The sequence below is a fragment of the Kluyvera sp. genome (assembly GCF_965301105.1).
Map to the genome: position 1 here is coordinate 14,119 of NZ_CBDKZX010000053.1, position 15,507 is coordinate 29,625.

The window sequence follows — 15,507 nt, forward strand, 5'->3', positions numbered from 1 at the left end:
TACGAATAGATCATGACGCAATCTTCTTATAACGCTGATGCCATTGAGGTACTCACCGGGCTTGAGCCGGTTCGCCGCCGTCCGGGAATGTACACAGATACCACTCGCCCTAACCACCTTGGTCAGGAAGTGATTGATAACAGCGTGGATGAAGCGCTGGCCGGGCACGCGAAGCGTGTCGAAGTCATCCTCCATGCCGATCAGTCGCTGGAAGTTATCGATGACGGCCGCGGCATGCCCGTCGATATCCATCCGGAAGAGGGCGTACCGGCGGTTGAGCTGATCCTGTGCCGTCTGCACGCGGGCGGTAAGTTCTCCAACAAAAACTACCAGTTCTCCGGCGGCCTGCACGGCGTGGGGATTTCGGTGGTGAACGCCTTATCCAAACGCGTTGAAGTCAACGTTCGTCGCGACGGCCAAATCTACAGCATCGCGTTTGAGAACGGTGAAAAAGTCGAAGATTTACACGTTTCTGGTACCTGCGGGAAGCGCAATACCGGCACCAGCGTGCACTTCTGGCCGGACGAAAGTTTCTTCGACAGCCCGCGTTTTTCCGTGTCCCGCTTAAGCCACCTGCTGAAAGCGAAAGCGGTACTTTGCCCGGGCGTTGAAATCGTCTTTAAAGACAAAGTCAACGATACCGAACAGACCTGGTGCTACGCTGACGGTCTGAACGACTATCTCAGTGAAGCGGTGAACGGCCTGCCGCTGCTGCCGGAAAAGCCGTTTGTCGGCAACTTCTCCGGCGACACCGAAGCGGTGGACTGGGCGCTGTTGTGGCTGCCGGAAGGCGGCGAACTGCTGACCGAAAGCTACGTCAACCTGATCCCGACCATGCAGGGCGGCACGCACGTTAACGGTCTGCGCCAGGGCCTGCTCGACGCGATGCGCGAGTTCTGCGAATACCGCAACATCCTGCCGCGCGGCGTGAAGCTGTCGGCGGAAGATATCTGGGATCGCTGCGCCTACGTGCTGTCGGTGAAGATGCAGGATCCGCAGTTTGCCGGGCAGACTAAAGAGCGTCTCTCTTCCCGTCAGTGCGCGGCCTTTGTCTCCGGCGTGGTGAAAGACGCCTTTAGCCTGTGGCTGAACCAGAACGTGCAGGCGGCCGAGCTGCTGGCCGAAATGGCGATTTCCAGCGCTCAGCGTCGTCTGCGCGCGGCGAAAAAAGTGGTGCGTAAAAAACTCACCAGCGGACCGGCGCTGCCGGGCAAACTGGCCGACTGCACCGCGCAAGATCTCGCTCGCACCGAGCTGTTCCTTGTGGAAGGCGACTCGGCGGGCGGCTCCGCCAAACAGGCGCGCGATCGTGAATATCAGGCGATCATGCCGCTCAAAGGTAAGATCCTTAACACCTGGGAAGTCTCGTCTGACGAAGTGCTGGCCTCACAGGAAGTGCACGATATTTCCGTGGCGATCGGCATCGATCCGGACAGTTCGGATCTCAGCCAGTTGCGCTACGGCAAAATCTGTATCCTTGCGGATGCCGACTCCGATGGTCTGCACATCGCCACGCTGCTCTGCGCGCTGTTTGTGAAGCACTTCCGCGCGCTGGTGAAAGAAGGTCACGTCTACGTGGCGCTGCCGCCTCTGTATCGTATCGATCTGGGCAAAGAGGTTTACTACGCTCTGACCGAAGAAGAAAAAGCAGGCGTGCTGGAACAGCTCAAGCGTAAGAAAGGCAAGCCGAACGTGCAGCGTTTTAAAGGTCTGGGTGAAATGAACCCGATGCAGCTGCGCGAAACCACGCTTGATCCGAACACTCGCCGCCTGGTGCAGCTTGTCATCAACGATGAAGATGAACAGCAGACTGATGCCACCATGGACATGCTGCTGGCCAAGAAGCGCTCGGAAGATCGCCGCAACTGGCTGCAGGAAAAAGGCGATATGGCCGATATCGAAGCCTGATTTCCAATCTCAAATTGAGCCTAAAAAGGAGACGCATGCGTCTCCTTTTTTATTGCCCGCGGGGCGGCTCAATCGCCAACCTCCGATGCTAATGAATCGATTCATTTCTAATTTCTGCGCTTTATGAAATGCCATTTTAAAATTTGGTATGACAGGTCACACTTTAGTTGTATGACTTCTACCATATTCTTCCGCTGGACATAAAACATACTTTTGAACATGGACGTCAATCTATGCAGCCAAGTGATTCGCATAGTGAATTTTATCTTTCCTTACAAGAGAATCGTCTATGTTAAGAAGAAAACTGGTTTTAAGCGTTTTATCTTTCTCGTTACTGATGGGGTCTGCGGCGGCGATGGCGAAAACGGTGTTCATCGCTTCAGATGTGCATCCCGCTGATTATCCGACGACTGCTGCGGTGATTCATATGGGGGAGAAGCTCAGTCAACAAACCGACGGGCGTCTCTCCATCAGGATGTTCCCAAGTGGGCAGATGGGAGATGAAAGCACCACGCTGGAAAAGACCCGCGCCGGGGCGATTGATATTCTGCGCGTTTCTATGGCGCCGGTTGGCGGCATTCTGCCGCAGGTGAGCGTCTTCAACATGCCGTTTGTGTTCCGCGATACCGATCATCAGCACAAAGTGCTGGATGGCGACGTGGGCAGCAAACTGGCGAAAGAGATCTCCGACAGCAACCTTGGGCTGGTTTTCCTTGGCTGGATGGACGCGGGCTCGCGCAGCTTGATCACCAAAAAACCGATCACCACCCTCGACGATCTGAAAGGCGTGAAGATCCGTCTGCAAAACAACCCGATTGGTCTCGATACCTTTAAAGCGCTGGGCGCTAACCCGATCGTTCTGCCGGTTGGCGATGTCTTCGCTAGCCTGCAAACCGGGGTGATTGACGCAGCAGAAAACAACGAGCCGACCTTTGATACCGAAAACTATGTGGTGGCCGGCACCAAATATTTTGACCTCACCGAACACTTTATGATCCCGGAAGTGCTCGCCTTCTCGAAGCGTAAATGGAGCAAACTGTCGGCGGAAGATCAGGCGCTGATCATGAAGCTGGCAAAAGAAGCGCAGGCGGAAGAACGCGTGCTCTGGGCTGAATACGTCGAGAAATCCAAACAGCGTCTGCAAAGCCAGGGCGTGAAATTCCTGCCGGTGGATAAAAAACCCTTTGTCGATGCCACTGCGCCGGTTCGCGAAAAATATGGCAAGCAGTTCAGCGACTTAATGCAAGAAATTCAGGACACCAAATAATCCCCGTGGCGGCAGGACGGCGTGTGCTGGCCTGCCCGTTTTGATCTGGAGATAACAATGAAAAATATCTATGTCCTGGTCATGGATGGCGTGTATCGGATCTGTATCTGGCTGTCAGGGATCAGCCTGTTATTTATGACGTTTATTTATCTGGTGGGGATTTACGCCCGTTTTCGTCCTGATTTTCCGGCATGGCTCGATTTTCTCCCGCACGCCTCAACCAGCTGGCCGGAACCGTTATCGCAGATTTGCATGATCACCTTCTCCTTCGTAGGGGCGGCCGCGGCCTATCGGGCCGGCAGCCACATCGCGATTACCATGCTGGTGGATCACATTAACCCGGCGATGAAAAAAGCGCTGGCGGTGTTCGTCGATCTGGCGATGCTGGCCACCTGCCTTTTTATCATTCACTGGGGGATTATCGGTTGTATGGATGCCTGGGAGGACGTGGTGCCATCGCTGCCGTTCCTGACCTCGGGGATCACCCATTTGCCAATTCCGCTGGGTTCGTTCTTCACGCTGCTGTTCGTGGTTGAAAAACTGCTGTGCGGCCCGCAAACGCATCGCGAACTGGTGCAGTTTGGCTCGCCGAAAGTCGGTCACTAAGGGGCACAAGCAATGGACTTAACGCTGATTATATTTGTCGTGACCTTCGTGGTGTTGATGGCCGTGGGGATGCCGGTGGCCTACGCCGTGGGGTTGACCGCCGTGGTGGTGACCGCCTTCGCGGACTTCTCGCTCGATGGGCTGGTTATCACCATTTTCCACAGTACCGATAACGTCAACCTGTTGACCATTCCCTTCTTTGTGTTCGCGGGGGCGATCATGGCAGAAGGGGGGATGGCGCGACGGCTGGTGGATTTTGCCGGGCTGTTCGTCGGCTGGATCCGCGGAGGGCTGTCGCTGGTTAACATTCTGGCCTCCACGCTGTTTGGCGCGATTTCGGGATCGTCGGTGGCGGATACCGCCTCGATCGGATCGGTGCTGATCCCGGAAATGGAGCGTAAAGGCTACCCGCGTTCCTTCGGCGCGGTGCTAACCGCCAGCGCCTCGGTGCAGGCGATCCTGGTGCCGCCGAGCCACAACTCGGTGCTGTTCGCTATCGTGGCGAACACCGCGGCGGTGACCATTCCGGCGATGTTCCTCGCCGGGATCATTCCGACCTTGGTGCTGTGCGTGACGCTTATCGTTATGTGTTTAATTGCGGCACGTAAAAACAACTATCCGAAAGAAGCGCGCGTTGAGCTGAAGCGCAAGATCAAGATTGCCTCCGACGCCATCTGGGGCCTCGTGACCATTGTGATCATCTCCGGCGGCATCCTCTCGGGCTTCTTTACGCCAACGGAATCGGGGGCAATTGCCTGTATCTGGGCGATGTTTGTCACCTTCTTTGTCTACCGCGAATATAAGCTGAAGGATTTCCCGAAGCTTATCCACCGCACGATCAAAACCGTCACCATGGTGATGGTGCTGATCGCTTTTGCCGCCGCTTTTGGCTCGGTTATGACGCTGGTAGGGCTGCCGCAGGAGATCTCCGCCGCATTGTTGTCGCTGTCAGATAACAAGTACGTCATCCTGTTAATCATCAACATCATGCTGCTGTTGTTGGGCTGTCTGATGGACATGGCGCCGCTGATTCTGATTCTGACGCCGATCCTGCTGCCAGTGGTGGTAGAGCTAGGGATCGATCCGGTGCACTTCGGCATTATTATGATGATGAACTTAGGCATTGGGCTGATCACGCCGCCGGTAGGTTCGGTACTGTTCGTGGCCAGCGCCGTCAGCGGGCAGAAGATTGAAACCGTCGTGAAAGCGATGATTCCGTTCTACTGCGTGCTGTTCCTGGTGCTGATTGCCATTACCTATATCCCGATTCTGTCACTGTGGCTCCCGGGGCGCTTCCACTAGCCCGCTGGCGCGATACGTGATTTTTCCGGTACTGCAAGGGGGTCTCACCGATCCCCTTTTTAAATGAGCTAATAAAGTAGGTCACTTCGGCAAACCCCACCTGCCCGGCAATCTCGCTCACCGGCAGCGCGCTGTGCAGCAGCAGCTCGCAGGCGCGGCGCAGGCGTAACGTATTGAGGTAGTCGTGAATATGCTCCCCGGTCTCGGCGCGAAAGCGGCGTGACAGATAGCTGCGCGATTTGCCCAGCTCCGCTGCCAGGGCATCAAGGCTGAATTTCTTCTGATAGTTCTCTTCAATCCAGAACATGACCGGGCTGGCAATACCGCTTGAGGTGTCGGTCATTTTTTCCTGCACCGGCGGCAGCATATTGAATAATGTCATTAACATACAGGCTATCTGTTCAGTGCTCAGTGCGGAGAGGCTGGCGGCGCGCGCGTAAAGTCCGAACAGATGATCGATATGGGGATGGATCTCGGCTAAATCGGCGACAAATGCCGGGCGGCCCCGTGTGGAAAGCATCTGCAAACGGCGGTGATTATCGGGAAAATGACGGAGAAGTTTGGCAATAGCGTGCTGATCGACGTGAATAATGGTACGGCGATAGCTGTCCTGCGCTTTCTCATCCACCATGATTTTATGCAACGTAAATGGCGGGAAGAAAAACAGTCGCCCGGGACGCATGGTGTACTGGCGATTGTCGACGATCACCACGCCAAAACCCTCTTCAACGTAGAGAATTTCCAGACACTGGTGCCAGTGATGGTAGCGCACGGTGTTGGCAAAAAGACGGCTGAATGACGCGACGGCGTCATTCAGCGTGATCAGCTCCAGATGTTCGGCATTCCAGGACGAAGTCATGTGCAATATATTTAAACTTTTACCGGTTTAATCTTACTACTAAACCACTGTTTTAAATTTTATCAAGCACCGGTTCACACAATACTATCAGTTGTGACCGGGTTAACATTTCTTCGCTGCCTGGATTCTCTATGCTTTAGCCACTTTCGAGGATGGTTAAATCAGGAGTCAGGACAGTGGCTGAAATATCAAAAATATTGTCATCACGTGAAGACGTTACAGCAACGTTGATGACGATGCTGAGCGCTCTCGATAAACAATTTCCCGCTGACGTCGCGCAGTTCTCGCTGGGTAACACCTGTGCGCACTACAGCACGGATATCGCGGAGATGGAGGGCTTATCGAGAGCGCTTTGGGGCCTGTTCCCGCTGCTGGCGGGCGGGGCGGACGTGCCGTTCAGCGACAAGTACATCACTGCCATTAAGTTAGGCACCGACCCGCAAAGCCCGTCTTACTGGGGCGAAACCGGGCCCTACGATCAGCGACTGGTCGAAATGGCCGCCTACGGCCTGGGGCTGGCGCTGTTGCAGGACAAGCTGACCGCGCATTTCAGCGACGCAGAACAGGCGAATCTGCATCGCTGGTTGAATCAAATCACCGATGCCCAGATGCCGGACAGCAACTGGAACTACTTCGCGGTGATTGTTCAGTTGGGCTTTAAGCGCGCCGGGCTGCCTTACGATCAGGCGGCGATTGACCGTCGCTTCAATATGATGGAAGCCTACTATCTTGGCGACGGCTGGTACTCTGATGGTCCCGGCCGCCCGAAGGACTACTATATTTCGATGGCGTTCCATTTCTATGGCCTGATTTACGCCACTCTTAACGCCAGCGATGACCCTACCCGCGCGGCTACCTTGCGTGAGCGCGCCAGCCTGTTTGCGAAGGATTTTATCTACATGTCCGCCGCCGACGGCGCATCGGTGCCGTTTGGTCGCAGCCTGACCTACCGTTTTGCCATGGTGGCTTTCTGGAGCGGCGTGGCGTTTGCTGAACTGGATGTGTTCTCGCCGGGCGTCGTGAAAGGCATTATCCTGCGTCACCTGCGCTGGTGGTTGGCGCAGCCGATTTTCGATCGCGACGGTATTTTAACGCTTGGCTTCGCGTATCCGAATCTGGCGATGTGTGAAGACTACAACTCACCGGGCTCGCCGTACTGGGCGCTGAAAGTGTTCCTGATTCTGGCGCTGCCCGCCAATCACGCGTTCTGGCAGGCTCAAGAGCTGCCGCTGCCGACGTTAGACCCGGTTCACGCCATTGTCCCCGCACAGCAGATTTTGCAACACGATGAAGGTTCGCAGCACGTGGTGATGCTGACCTCCGGGCAACTGGAGCTGAACAACTACGTTAATACCGAAGCGAAATACACCAAATTTGCCTACTCCACCCGTTTTGGTTTCACCATTGAGCGCGGGCGCTACGGTATCAAGCACGCGGCCTGCGACTCCATGCTGCTGCTGTCGGATAACGACAACTACTGGCGTGGGCGTCGAGAGTGCGCCAGCGTGGAGATGCTGGACGGCGCCATCTACTCCCGCTGGCTGCCGTGGCACGACGTGCAGGTCGATACCTGGCTGATTCCTTGCGGCGAATGGCATGTGCGTGTTCACCGTGTTAATACCGCGCGCCGTCTGCAGACGGTGGAGGGCGGTTTCGCGGTGATGAAGGCCGATGCGGAAATCACTGGGGGCCAAAGCCGCGTTCGTGCCGCTAATGGTACCAGCGTGGTGGTCGATCTCTCCCCGCACGCGGTGCGCCAGGCCGACTGCGTGATTACGCCGCCAAACAGCAGCGTGATGTTCCCGGAATGCGCGGCTATCCCAATGCTCTCTGGCGATATCGCCCCCGGCGAACACTGGTTGTGCTGTGCCGTCGTCGCTAGCAGTGACACCCATGCGCCGTTGCCGGCACTGCCGATGCTGCATATTGAAAACAATGCGCTAAGCGTCAGGGATAACGTGAGCGGAAAAATAACAAATTTAAGTTTATAACCCTCCGGAAAATACAATAAACCGGAATATCCCCTCGCCAGCTTTGAATTGTCATGATTCAGAGCTGGCACCCTACAAAGTTTTGTCGAGGACCGTATGGAAAAAATAGCGTCTCCAAACAGGCTTGAATATTACAAAATAAGTTCGTTTATCTTTTTATATTTCTTTACCTGGTCTGCCAGCATTGGCCTCTTTGCCATTTGGCTTGGGCAAAAAGCGGAGCTCAGCGGCGCAGTCATTGGCACCGTTTTTGCCGTTAACGGAATATTCTCGGTAATTCTTAAACCGATCTACGGCTATATTCTCGATAAGATCGGTATGAGTAAATATCTGCTCTATTTTGTGGTGGTGATGTCCGCCCTGATGGCGCCGTTCTTTATTTATGTTTATCAGCCACTGCTGCTGTCTTACACCACCCTCGGGATTATTGTTGGGGCGATTTATCTGAGCTTCGCATGGTATGCCGGTGTGGCGGCTTGTGAATCCTATGCCGATCGTTACAGCCGTCTGAACAGCATGGAGTTCGGTCAAATTCGTATGTGGGGCTCGCTCGGTTGGGCGGTGGCATCCTCGTTCTCCGGGTTGCTGTTTAATATCTCTCCGGCCTACAACTTTATTCTTGGCAGCGTGGCATCGCTGGTCATGCTGGCGGTGCTGATTAGCCTGAAAGTGGATACCGAAAGCAGTAATGCCAGCGCGGTAATTTCGAAGGATAAGATTGTCCTGAAAGACGTTTATGACCTGCTGAAAAGCAGCAAATTCTGGGCATTCTGCCTGTATGTCGCCGGCGTGGCGTGGATGATGTTTGTTGCTGAGCAGCAATTCTCGCGCTATTTCGTGACCTTCTTTAGCGATGTCCATGAAGGAAATACAATTTTTGGCCTGCTCGGGACGGTACAGTCCGGCACCGAATTCGTCATGTATATCTTTATGCCGATGTTCGTTAACTATATCGGTGCGAAACGCGGTCTGTTGATTGTTGGCGCATTAGTTGGCGCACGACTGGTGATTTCAGGTCTGTGTGATTCTCATCTGCTGATTTCCGTTATTAAGCCGCTGTACGGTCTGGAAATTTGTCTGCTGCTGGTATCGGTCTTTAAATATATTGCTGAGCATTTCGATAAACGCGTTAATGCCACCATGTATTTATTAGGCTATCAGGCGATGCTGTATATCGGTAACGTCGTGGTCTCTTCCCCGGCAGGATTATTGTACGACCGTATCGGTTTTGAAAAGACCTATATGATCATGGGTGGCATTGCGCTGTTATTTACGCTTATCTCCGCATTCACCTTATCCGCCTGTAAACGTCAGAATCATCGCCAGCCAGCCCTTGATGTGGCTGAAAATGGTATTTCTAAATAAGCCTTACTGATTGAAGGAACCGAATATGTTAAACCAAATCGTTGAGGAAAAATTACGCGAATTCCCGGGTGCTCCCGTTAATCTGCAAACGTTTAACGATGAGCTGTGCTCGGCGCGTAGCCATGTCCTTAAGCTGATTAGCCGTCATTTAACGGATTTCGGTGATAAATTCCCTGGCGAGGCCTGCGTTAAAGGTTATTACCCGTTAACCGAAAACGTTGAATGGACCACCAGCTTCTGGACCGGTCAGCTCTGGCTGGCGTGGGAAATGACCGGTGATGAGAAGTATCGGGCGCTGGCGGAAAAACACGTGCGTTCATTCGGCCTGCGCATTGCCGGGCGTCATGACACCAATACCCACGATCTGGGCTTTCTGTACACGCTCTCCTGCGTATCGGCATGGCGTCTGACCGGCAATCGCGACGCGCGCGGTTTTTCTCTGCTGGCGGCGGAAGCGCTGCTTGAACGTTTCCACCGCAAAGCGGAAATCATTCAGGCCTGGGGCGTGTTGACCGATCCGGAGCAGGCCGGGCGCATGATCATCGACTGCACCATGAACCTGCCGCTGCTGTACTGGGCGACGGAGCAGACCGGCGATCCGCGCTTTGCCGATGCGGCCCGCGCGCATGTGCGTCAGTCGGCGAAGTACCTGGTGCGTGAAGATGCTTCGACCTACCACACCTACTACATGGACGTGCAGACCGGCGAACCGCGCTTTGGCAAAACGCAGCAGGGTTACGCCGACGACTCCTGCTGGTCGCGCGGTCAGGCGTGGGGTATCTACGGCTTTATGCTGAGTTTCCTCTACACTGGCGATAAGGAACTGATTAGCTTGTCGAAAAAGCTGGCGAACTACTTCCTTAACCGTTTACCGGAAGATGCGATCTGTCACTGGGATCTGGCGCTTGTCGGCACCGATGCGCTGCGTGATTCATCGTCGGCGGCGATTGCGGTATGTGGCCTGCTGGAGCTGGTGAAGCATCTGCCGACCACCGATCCGGATCGTGAGCGCTATCAGCAGTGGGCGATGGGCATCATGTCGTCGCTGTCAAAAAACTATCTGATGGGGCTGGATGAGCCGGGTACCGGCGTGCTGAAGCATTCGGTGTATCACTTCGCCAGCGATAAAGGCGTGGATGAGTGCTGTAGCTGGGGGGATTACTTCTATGTGGAAGCGCTGGTGCGTATGACGCAGAGCTGGAAGTTGTACTGGTAATATATCCCCAGGAGTCGGCGTAAGTACGCCGACTCCTGGGAAATACAGGCTTAAACGCCCGCCTGCAGAATACGAATGCTGGTATCCAGCACGTCGCCTTTCACCGCTTCACCCCAGGCTTTCATGTGCGGGGTTTGCAGGTGTGCTTCAAGGTGCGCCACGCTTTCCCACATTTCGACCATCACGATCGAGTCCGGCGCGGTCGTCTGGAAGCTGACGCCTGCCGCGTGGTCTACCATTGGCGCATAGCCGTGGCAGCCGTCTTCTTTCAGGACGGTCGGGATAATTTTCGCGAACTGATCCAGTACCGCCTGACGGTGGTGTTGGCCGGGACGGGTACGGATTTCAGCAATAACTGTCAACATGATTAACTCCTTCTAATTCCTGACTAACAGTTAACCAAAAATTTTCCCAAGATGCTCGCGATATTCTGCAACGTAGCGCGGAATGTCCGGCATTTTAATCACGTCGTTGGCGATAAAGGTTGGCAGCGCTTCCATTCCCAGGAACTGGTTGGCTTTGTGGAACGGCAGATACACGCCGTCAACGCCCACGCCGTGGAAGAACTGGTCTTTATCGGTAAAGGCTTCCATCGGTGCGTTCCAGGTCAGGGACAGCATGTAGGTTTTGCCCTGAATCAGGCCGCCAGAGCCGTATTTTTTGCTCGCGTCGGAGCGGGTGCGGCCATCGCTGGCGTACAGTGAGCCGTGACCTTCGGTGAAGACGTCATCGATGTATTTTTTCACAGTCCACGGTGCGCCCATCCACCAGCCCGGCATCTGCCAGATGACGGAGTCCGCCCACAGGAAGTTCTGCACTTCAGCTTTCACATCGTAGTCGCCGTCGGCGCGAACCACTTTAACATCATGCCCGAGGTCGCGCAGGAAGGTTTCCGCGACTTCGGTCAGGGTGTCATTCAGTTGGCCGTTAGAGTGGCCGAATTTTTTCGCGCCGTTAACAATCAGGATGTTGCTCATTATATGTCCTCAATAAAATGCCTTTGTCAGTCATGATACCCGGCAACTTGCTGCGGTTAAATGTGCAAAATGTGCAAAGTCTTTTGCTGAAATAGCAATAATTGCTTCACCCGCGAATATCGACCTGGAAACCGCCATCGGACACATTGCTGAAAGTAACCGACATATGATGTAACGCCGCGATGCGCTGCACGATAGACAGCCCCAGGCCGCTGCCGGTGGCATCCTGGCCCGGTGGGCGATAGAAACGTTCGCCGATGCGCGCCAGCGCTTCCGGGCTGATACCCGGCCCGTTGTCGCGCACGCTAAACCCGTCATGAGTCAGTGTCACGTCGACCACGCTGCCTGCCGGGCTATAACGCACGGCATTATCCAGCAGGTTACGCACCAGCAGACTCAGCAACAGCGGCTGCGCCGTCCGGGTGACCGACTGCGCATTGAGATGCAGCCGCACTTCGATACCTGCTTTTTGCGCCGTGTGGTAGATGTCCATGACTGAAGATTGCAGCAGCTCGTCCAACGCGACGCGCTGCACGTCGGCCAGCTGCTCGAGCGAATCCAGGCGCGAGAGGGTGAGCAACTGTTCCACCAGCCGGGTGGCGCGGTCAATGCCCTCATGCAGCTGCATCAGCGCTTTGCGCTGGCTTTCTGGATCGTCCTGCGACATCTGCGCCACTTCGGCCTGCACCCGCAGCGCCGTTAAGGGGCTGCGCAGCTCGTGGGCGGCGTCAGAGGTAAAGCGCCGCTCGCGGGTCACCATGTCGTGGGTTCGACGGAACAACTGGTTGAGGGCATCCAGCAGCGGGCGTACTTCCGTCGGTACGCTATCGGTGTTCAACGGCTCACTGGCATCCGGGTCGCGCTGGCGCAGCGTGCGGGTCAGCTTTTTCAACGGCGCCAGCTCGCGGCTCAGCAGCATAATCAGCAGTAAAAACATCACCGGCAGCGCGATTAGCCACGGCGTCAACTGGCTGGTAATGATATCCAGCGCCATCTCGCGGCGGTAATCCCACTCCTGGCCGACAACGATGCGATATTTTTTATCGGCGGTAGTCAGCCAAAGAAAGCGCCAGGGATCATCGTCATTGTTGAGTTGCCCGTCATCGAAACCATCCCGCCGATAGTGATAGGGAATGTCCGGGCCATTTTCGCCGTCGTGCAGCACCATTTTGCCGTCAGTGGTGTAGATGGCGAAGGCCAGTACATCGTCATCCAGGTGGCCGTGTTTTACCTTTTTCGGCGTGCGGATCCACTGACGTGAAGTCGACAGGTCGGTAAAATCCATGGCGCTGATACGTTTGGCAAATAACATCTGCTGGGTGTCGAAAAGCTCATCCAGCTTTTTGGTGGTTTGCTTCCAGGCAATGGCGCTGGCGAAACACCAGGTGATGGCGGCAAGCAGCATGAACAGCAGCGTCAGACGGACGCGCAGGCTAAGGTGGCGGAACAGATTCATTGGTCACCCAGGGTGTAGCCGATACCGTGAACGGTGCGGATAAAGTGGCTGCCGAGTTTGCGGCGCAGATGGTGAACATGAACCTCAACGGCGTTGCTGGTGACCTCTTCATCCCAGCTGTAGAGCTTCTCCTCAATCAACTTGCGCGGCAGCACACGCCCGGCGTTACGCAGCAGCAGTTCCAGCAGCGCGAACTCTTTGGGTTTGAGCACCAGCGCTTCGCCCTTTAAGGTGGCGGTCAGGCTGCCGGGATCCAACTCGACGTCGCCGTGACGTAATACGCTGCTGGGCTGCCCATGGGCGCGACGAATCAGCGCCTCCAGCCTGGCGGCGACTTCAATCAGGGCAAAGGGCTTACAGAGATAATCGTCGGCGCCGAGGCGCAACCCTTCCACGCGCTGGCTAAGCGCATCGCGAGCGGTGAGGATCAGTACCGGTTCGCGGCGAGATTTTTCACGCCATTCGCGCAAAATATCCAGCCCATCAATACCCGGCAGCGTCAGATCGAGGATCACGGCATCGTAAGGCGCCGTATAGAGCGCGGTTTTCCCTTCTTCTCCGCGGGTGAACCAATCAATGGTGAAGCCCATTTTCCCCAACCCGGTTTTGATGCCATCGCCGATAAGCTTGTCATCTTCCACCAATAAAATACGCATCTTTTGCTCCTTGCCGACCCTCTGACATGCCAAGTAAACCGCGCCTTTACCGCCGCTGTACAGCGAAAAAAAATCTTTTTTCCGCTTAAGAAGTTGTTAAGAATTGGTCTGTGTAATAGGTGGCATAGCCAATAACAAGGAGACATTATCATGAAGAAACTTGCTGCTTTCGCCGCTATTCTGGCACTGGCATCCGCACCGGCCTTCGCCGCTAACCAGGGCGGTTTTTCCGGCCCTTCCAGCACCACGACGACGCAAACCGGCGGCTTTACCGGCCCTAGCGGAACGGTAACCACCGCGGCAAACGCGAAATCAATGCGTGACGATACCTGGGTGACGCTGCGCGGTAATATCACCGAGCGTGTTTCCGACGATCTGTATATCTTTAAAGATTCCAGCGGCACCATCAATGTCGATATTGACCACAAACGCTGGAACGGCCAGACCATCTCCCCACAGGATCTGGTGGAAATTCAGGGTGAAGTGGATAAAGACTGGAACTCTGTCGAAGTCGATGTGAAGCAGATTCGTAAAGTGAATCCGTAATCCCACACAGCGCAAGATCGGTCAGGATTCACCGTCGCCCGGTGGGCAGAATAGGCCACAAGGAGGCAGTGATGAATGACCTGATAAGCGCGGCTTATTCCGAACGCCTGCGGCGCGTTTGCGACCACATTGAGCGTCATCTGGATGAGCCTCTGTCGATTGAGGCGTTAAGCCGGATGGCGCACAGCTCGCCGTTTCATTTTCACCGGCAGTTTACCGCCTGGAGCGGGCTTCCGCTCTATCGCTATATCCAGTGGTTGCGTTTGCGCCGCGCGTCATGGCGGCTGGCGTTTAACCCGCAGGATAAAGTTATCGATATCGCGCTGGATGCCGGATTCCAGAATCCGGAGTCGTTCACACGTGCTTTCAAAACCGCGTTTGGTCAAAGCCCGCGCCGGTTTCGGCAATCGCCGGACTGGCTGGCCTGGCACCAACGCGTTCCTAAACTTGAGTTACAGGAGCAGCATGTAATGGACGTAAAAATCGTTGAATTTCCACCTACCCGCGTCGCGATGCTGACGCATCTGGGGCATCCGGATAAGGTCAACGCCAGCGCGGCGAAATTTATTGCATGGCGGCGCGAAACGGGCCAGTCGCCGATTGCCAGCAGTCAAACCTTTGGTATTGCCTGGCATGACCCGCAGACGACGCCGCCGGATCAATTCCGCTTTGATATCTGCGGCAGCATCCGCCAGCCGATAGCCGAAAATGACGTTGGCGTGGTGAATAGCGAGATTCCTGGCGGGCGCTGCGCGGTCGTGCGCCATCAGGGATCGCTCGACAGCCTCCCGGAGAGCGTGTGGTATTTATTCCGTGAATGGCTACCCGTCAGCGGCGAGACGCCGCGCGATTTTCCGGTCTTCTTCCAGTACCTGAATTTCGTCAATGAGGTGGCGGAACATGAGCTGCTGACGGATATCTATCTGCCGCTTCGTTAACTTCCTCGCAACCTGTCTCACGGTTTGTGACTCAGACCGTGAGATAGGGTATTATCTGCGGCAATATTGCCGTCCGAACGGTCAGCATGCAGATTGAGGATCCCCTGTTAATGAGCGATATGGCAGAGCGCCTTGCGCTACATGAATTTACGGAAAACGCCTACTTAAACTACTCCATGTACGTGATCATGGATCGTGCGTTGCCGTTTATTGGCGACGGCCTGAAGCCGGTACAGCGCCGCATCGTCTACGCGATGTCAGAGCTGGGGCTGAACGCCACCGCTAAATTTAAAAAATCCGCCCGTACCGTTGGTGACGTACTGGGTAAGTATCACCCGCACGGCGACAGCGCCTGCTATGAAGCCATGGTGCTGATGGCGCAGCCGTTCTCTTACCGTTACCCGCTGGTCGATGGCCAGG

Annotated in this window: 15 protein-coding genes; 10 read left to right on the top strand and 5 right to left on the bottom strand. The window is 55.3% G+C overall.

Going from position 1 to position 15,507, the window contains the following annotated elements:
- Window positions 1-12: 12 nt before the first annotated feature.
- The 4 genes from parE (at window position 13) to ACW14G_RS16245 (ending at window position 5,083) form a co-directional block, all read left to right on the top strand.
- Window positions 13-1,908, top strand: a complete 1,896-nt coding sequence (parE, locus tag ACW14G_RS16230) for a DNA topoisomerase IV subunit B (protein ID WP_163447879.1) — start codon at window positions 13-15, stop codon at window positions 1,906-1,908.
- A 289-nt stretch (window positions 1,909-2,197) separates the two neighbouring features.
- Entirely contained in the window at window positions 2,198-3,175 is a 978-nt protein-coding gene (locus ACW14G_RS16235) for a TRAP transporter substrate-binding protein (protein ID WP_163447880.1), read from the top strand.
- Window positions 3,176-3,232: 57 nt separating this feature from the next.
- Window positions 3,233-3,781 (top strand): TRAP transporter small permease, encoded by a 549-nt coding sequence (locus ACW14G_RS16240; protein WP_065356064.1) that lies wholly within the window; start codon window positions 3,233-3,235, stop codon window positions 3,779-3,781.
- Between the two features lie 12 nt (window positions 3,782-3,793).
- On the top strand, window positions 3,794-5,083 hold the full coding sequence (locus ACW14G_RS16245) for a TRAP transporter large permease (RefSeq protein WP_167575000.1): 1,290 nt from the start codon (window positions 3,794-3,796) through the stop codon (window positions 5,081-5,083).
- On the opposite strand, the gene ACW14G_RS16250 is transcribed toward ACW14G_RS16245, so the two are convergent.
- Window positions 5,034-5,942 carry an AraC family transcriptional regulator gene (locus ACW14G_RS16250; protein ID WP_249022727.1) on the bottom strand — a complete coding sequence of 303 codons (909 nt, stop codon included), beginning with the start codon at window positions 5,940-5,942 and terminating at the stop codon, window positions 5,034-5,036. The genes ACW14G_RS16245 and ACW14G_RS16250 overlap by 50 nt on opposite strands.
- A gap of 152 nt (window positions 5,943-6,094) precedes the next feature.
- On the opposite strand from ACW14G_RS16250, the gene ACW14G_RS16255 reads away from it, so the two are divergent.
- The 3 genes from ACW14G_RS16255 (at window position 6,095) to ACW14G_RS16265 (ending at window position 10,514) form a co-directional block, all read left to right on the top strand.
- Complete coding sequence (locus ACW14G_RS16255; RefSeq protein ID WP_419057362.1) at window positions 6,095-7,933, top strand: DUF2264 domain-containing protein; 1,839 nt, start codon at window positions 6,095-6,097, stop codon at window positions 7,931-7,933.
- 96 nt (window positions 7,934-8,029) lie between these two features.
- Window positions 8,030-9,298 carry an oligosaccharide MFS transporter gene (locus tag ACW14G_RS16260; protein ID WP_163448465.1) on the top strand — a complete coding sequence of 423 codons (1,269 nt, stop codon included), beginning with the start codon at window positions 8,030-8,032 and terminating at the stop codon, window positions 9,296-9,298.
- A gap of 25 nt (window positions 9,299-9,323) precedes the next feature.
- Window positions 9,324-10,514, top strand: a complete 1,191-nt coding sequence (locus ACW14G_RS16265; RefSeq protein ID WP_065356060.1) for a glycoside hydrolase family 88 protein — start codon at window positions 9,324-9,326, stop codon at window positions 10,512-10,514.
- A 50-nt stretch (window positions 10,515-10,564) separates the two neighbouring features.
- Here the strand turns inward: ACW14G_RS16265 and ACW14G_RS16270 are convergent, their stop codons facing one another.
- From ACW14G_RS16270 to qseB, 4 genes are all read right to left on the bottom strand, one after another.
- The gene (locus ACW14G_RS16270) at window positions 10,565-10,879 is read right to left on the bottom strand and encodes a putative quinol monooxygenase (RefSeq protein ID WP_065356059.1); all 315 of its coding nucleotides are present in this window, start codon (window positions 10,877-10,879) and stop codon (window positions 10,565-10,567) included.
- A 30-nt stretch (window positions 10,880-10,909) separates the two neighbouring features.
- Window positions 10,910-11,491: an NAD(P)H-dependent oxidoreductase gene (locus tag ACW14G_RS16275; RefSeq protein WP_223803836.1), complete on the bottom strand. Its 582-nt coding sequence runs from the start codon at window positions 11,489-11,491 to the stop codon at window positions 10,910-10,912.
- 106 nt (window positions 11,492-11,597) lie between these two features.
- Window positions 11,598-12,947, bottom strand: coding sequence for a quorum sensing histidine kinase QseC (gene qseC / locus ACW14G_RS16280; protein ID WP_249022728.1), 1,350 nt, complete (start codon window positions 12,945-12,947; stop codon window positions 11,598-11,600).
- Window positions 12,944-13,603: a quorum sensing response regulator transcription factor QseB gene (gene qseB / locus ACW14G_RS16285; protein ID WP_167575006.1), complete on the bottom strand. Its 660-nt coding sequence runs from the start codon at window positions 13,601-13,603 to the stop codon at window positions 12,944-12,946. The genes qseC and qseB overlap by 4 nt, the downstream gene beginning before the upstream one ends.
- Window positions 13,604-13,753: 150 nt before the next feature.
- Between qseB and ACW14G_RS16290 the strand changes: the two genes are divergently transcribed.
- The 3 genes from ACW14G_RS16290 to ACW14G_RS16300 form a co-directional block, all read left to right on the top strand.
- A complete protein-coding gene (locus ACW14G_RS16290; protein ID WP_064542358.1) occupies window positions 13,754-14,149 on the top strand; it encodes a YgiW/YdeI family stress tolerance OB fold protein in 396 nt (131 codons plus the stop codon).
- 71 nt (window positions 14,150-14,220) lie between these two features.
- Complete coding sequence (locus tag ACW14G_RS16295) at window positions 14,221-15,087, top strand: AraC family transcriptional regulator (protein ID WP_455648679.1); 867 nt, start codon at window positions 14,221-14,223, stop codon at window positions 15,085-15,087.
- Between the two features lie 110 nt (window positions 15,088-15,197).
- Window positions 15,198-15,507, top strand: a 310-nt coding sequence (locus ACW14G_RS16300) for a DNA gyrase subunit A (protein ID WP_455648680.1), incomplete at its 3' end; no start/stop codon positions are given.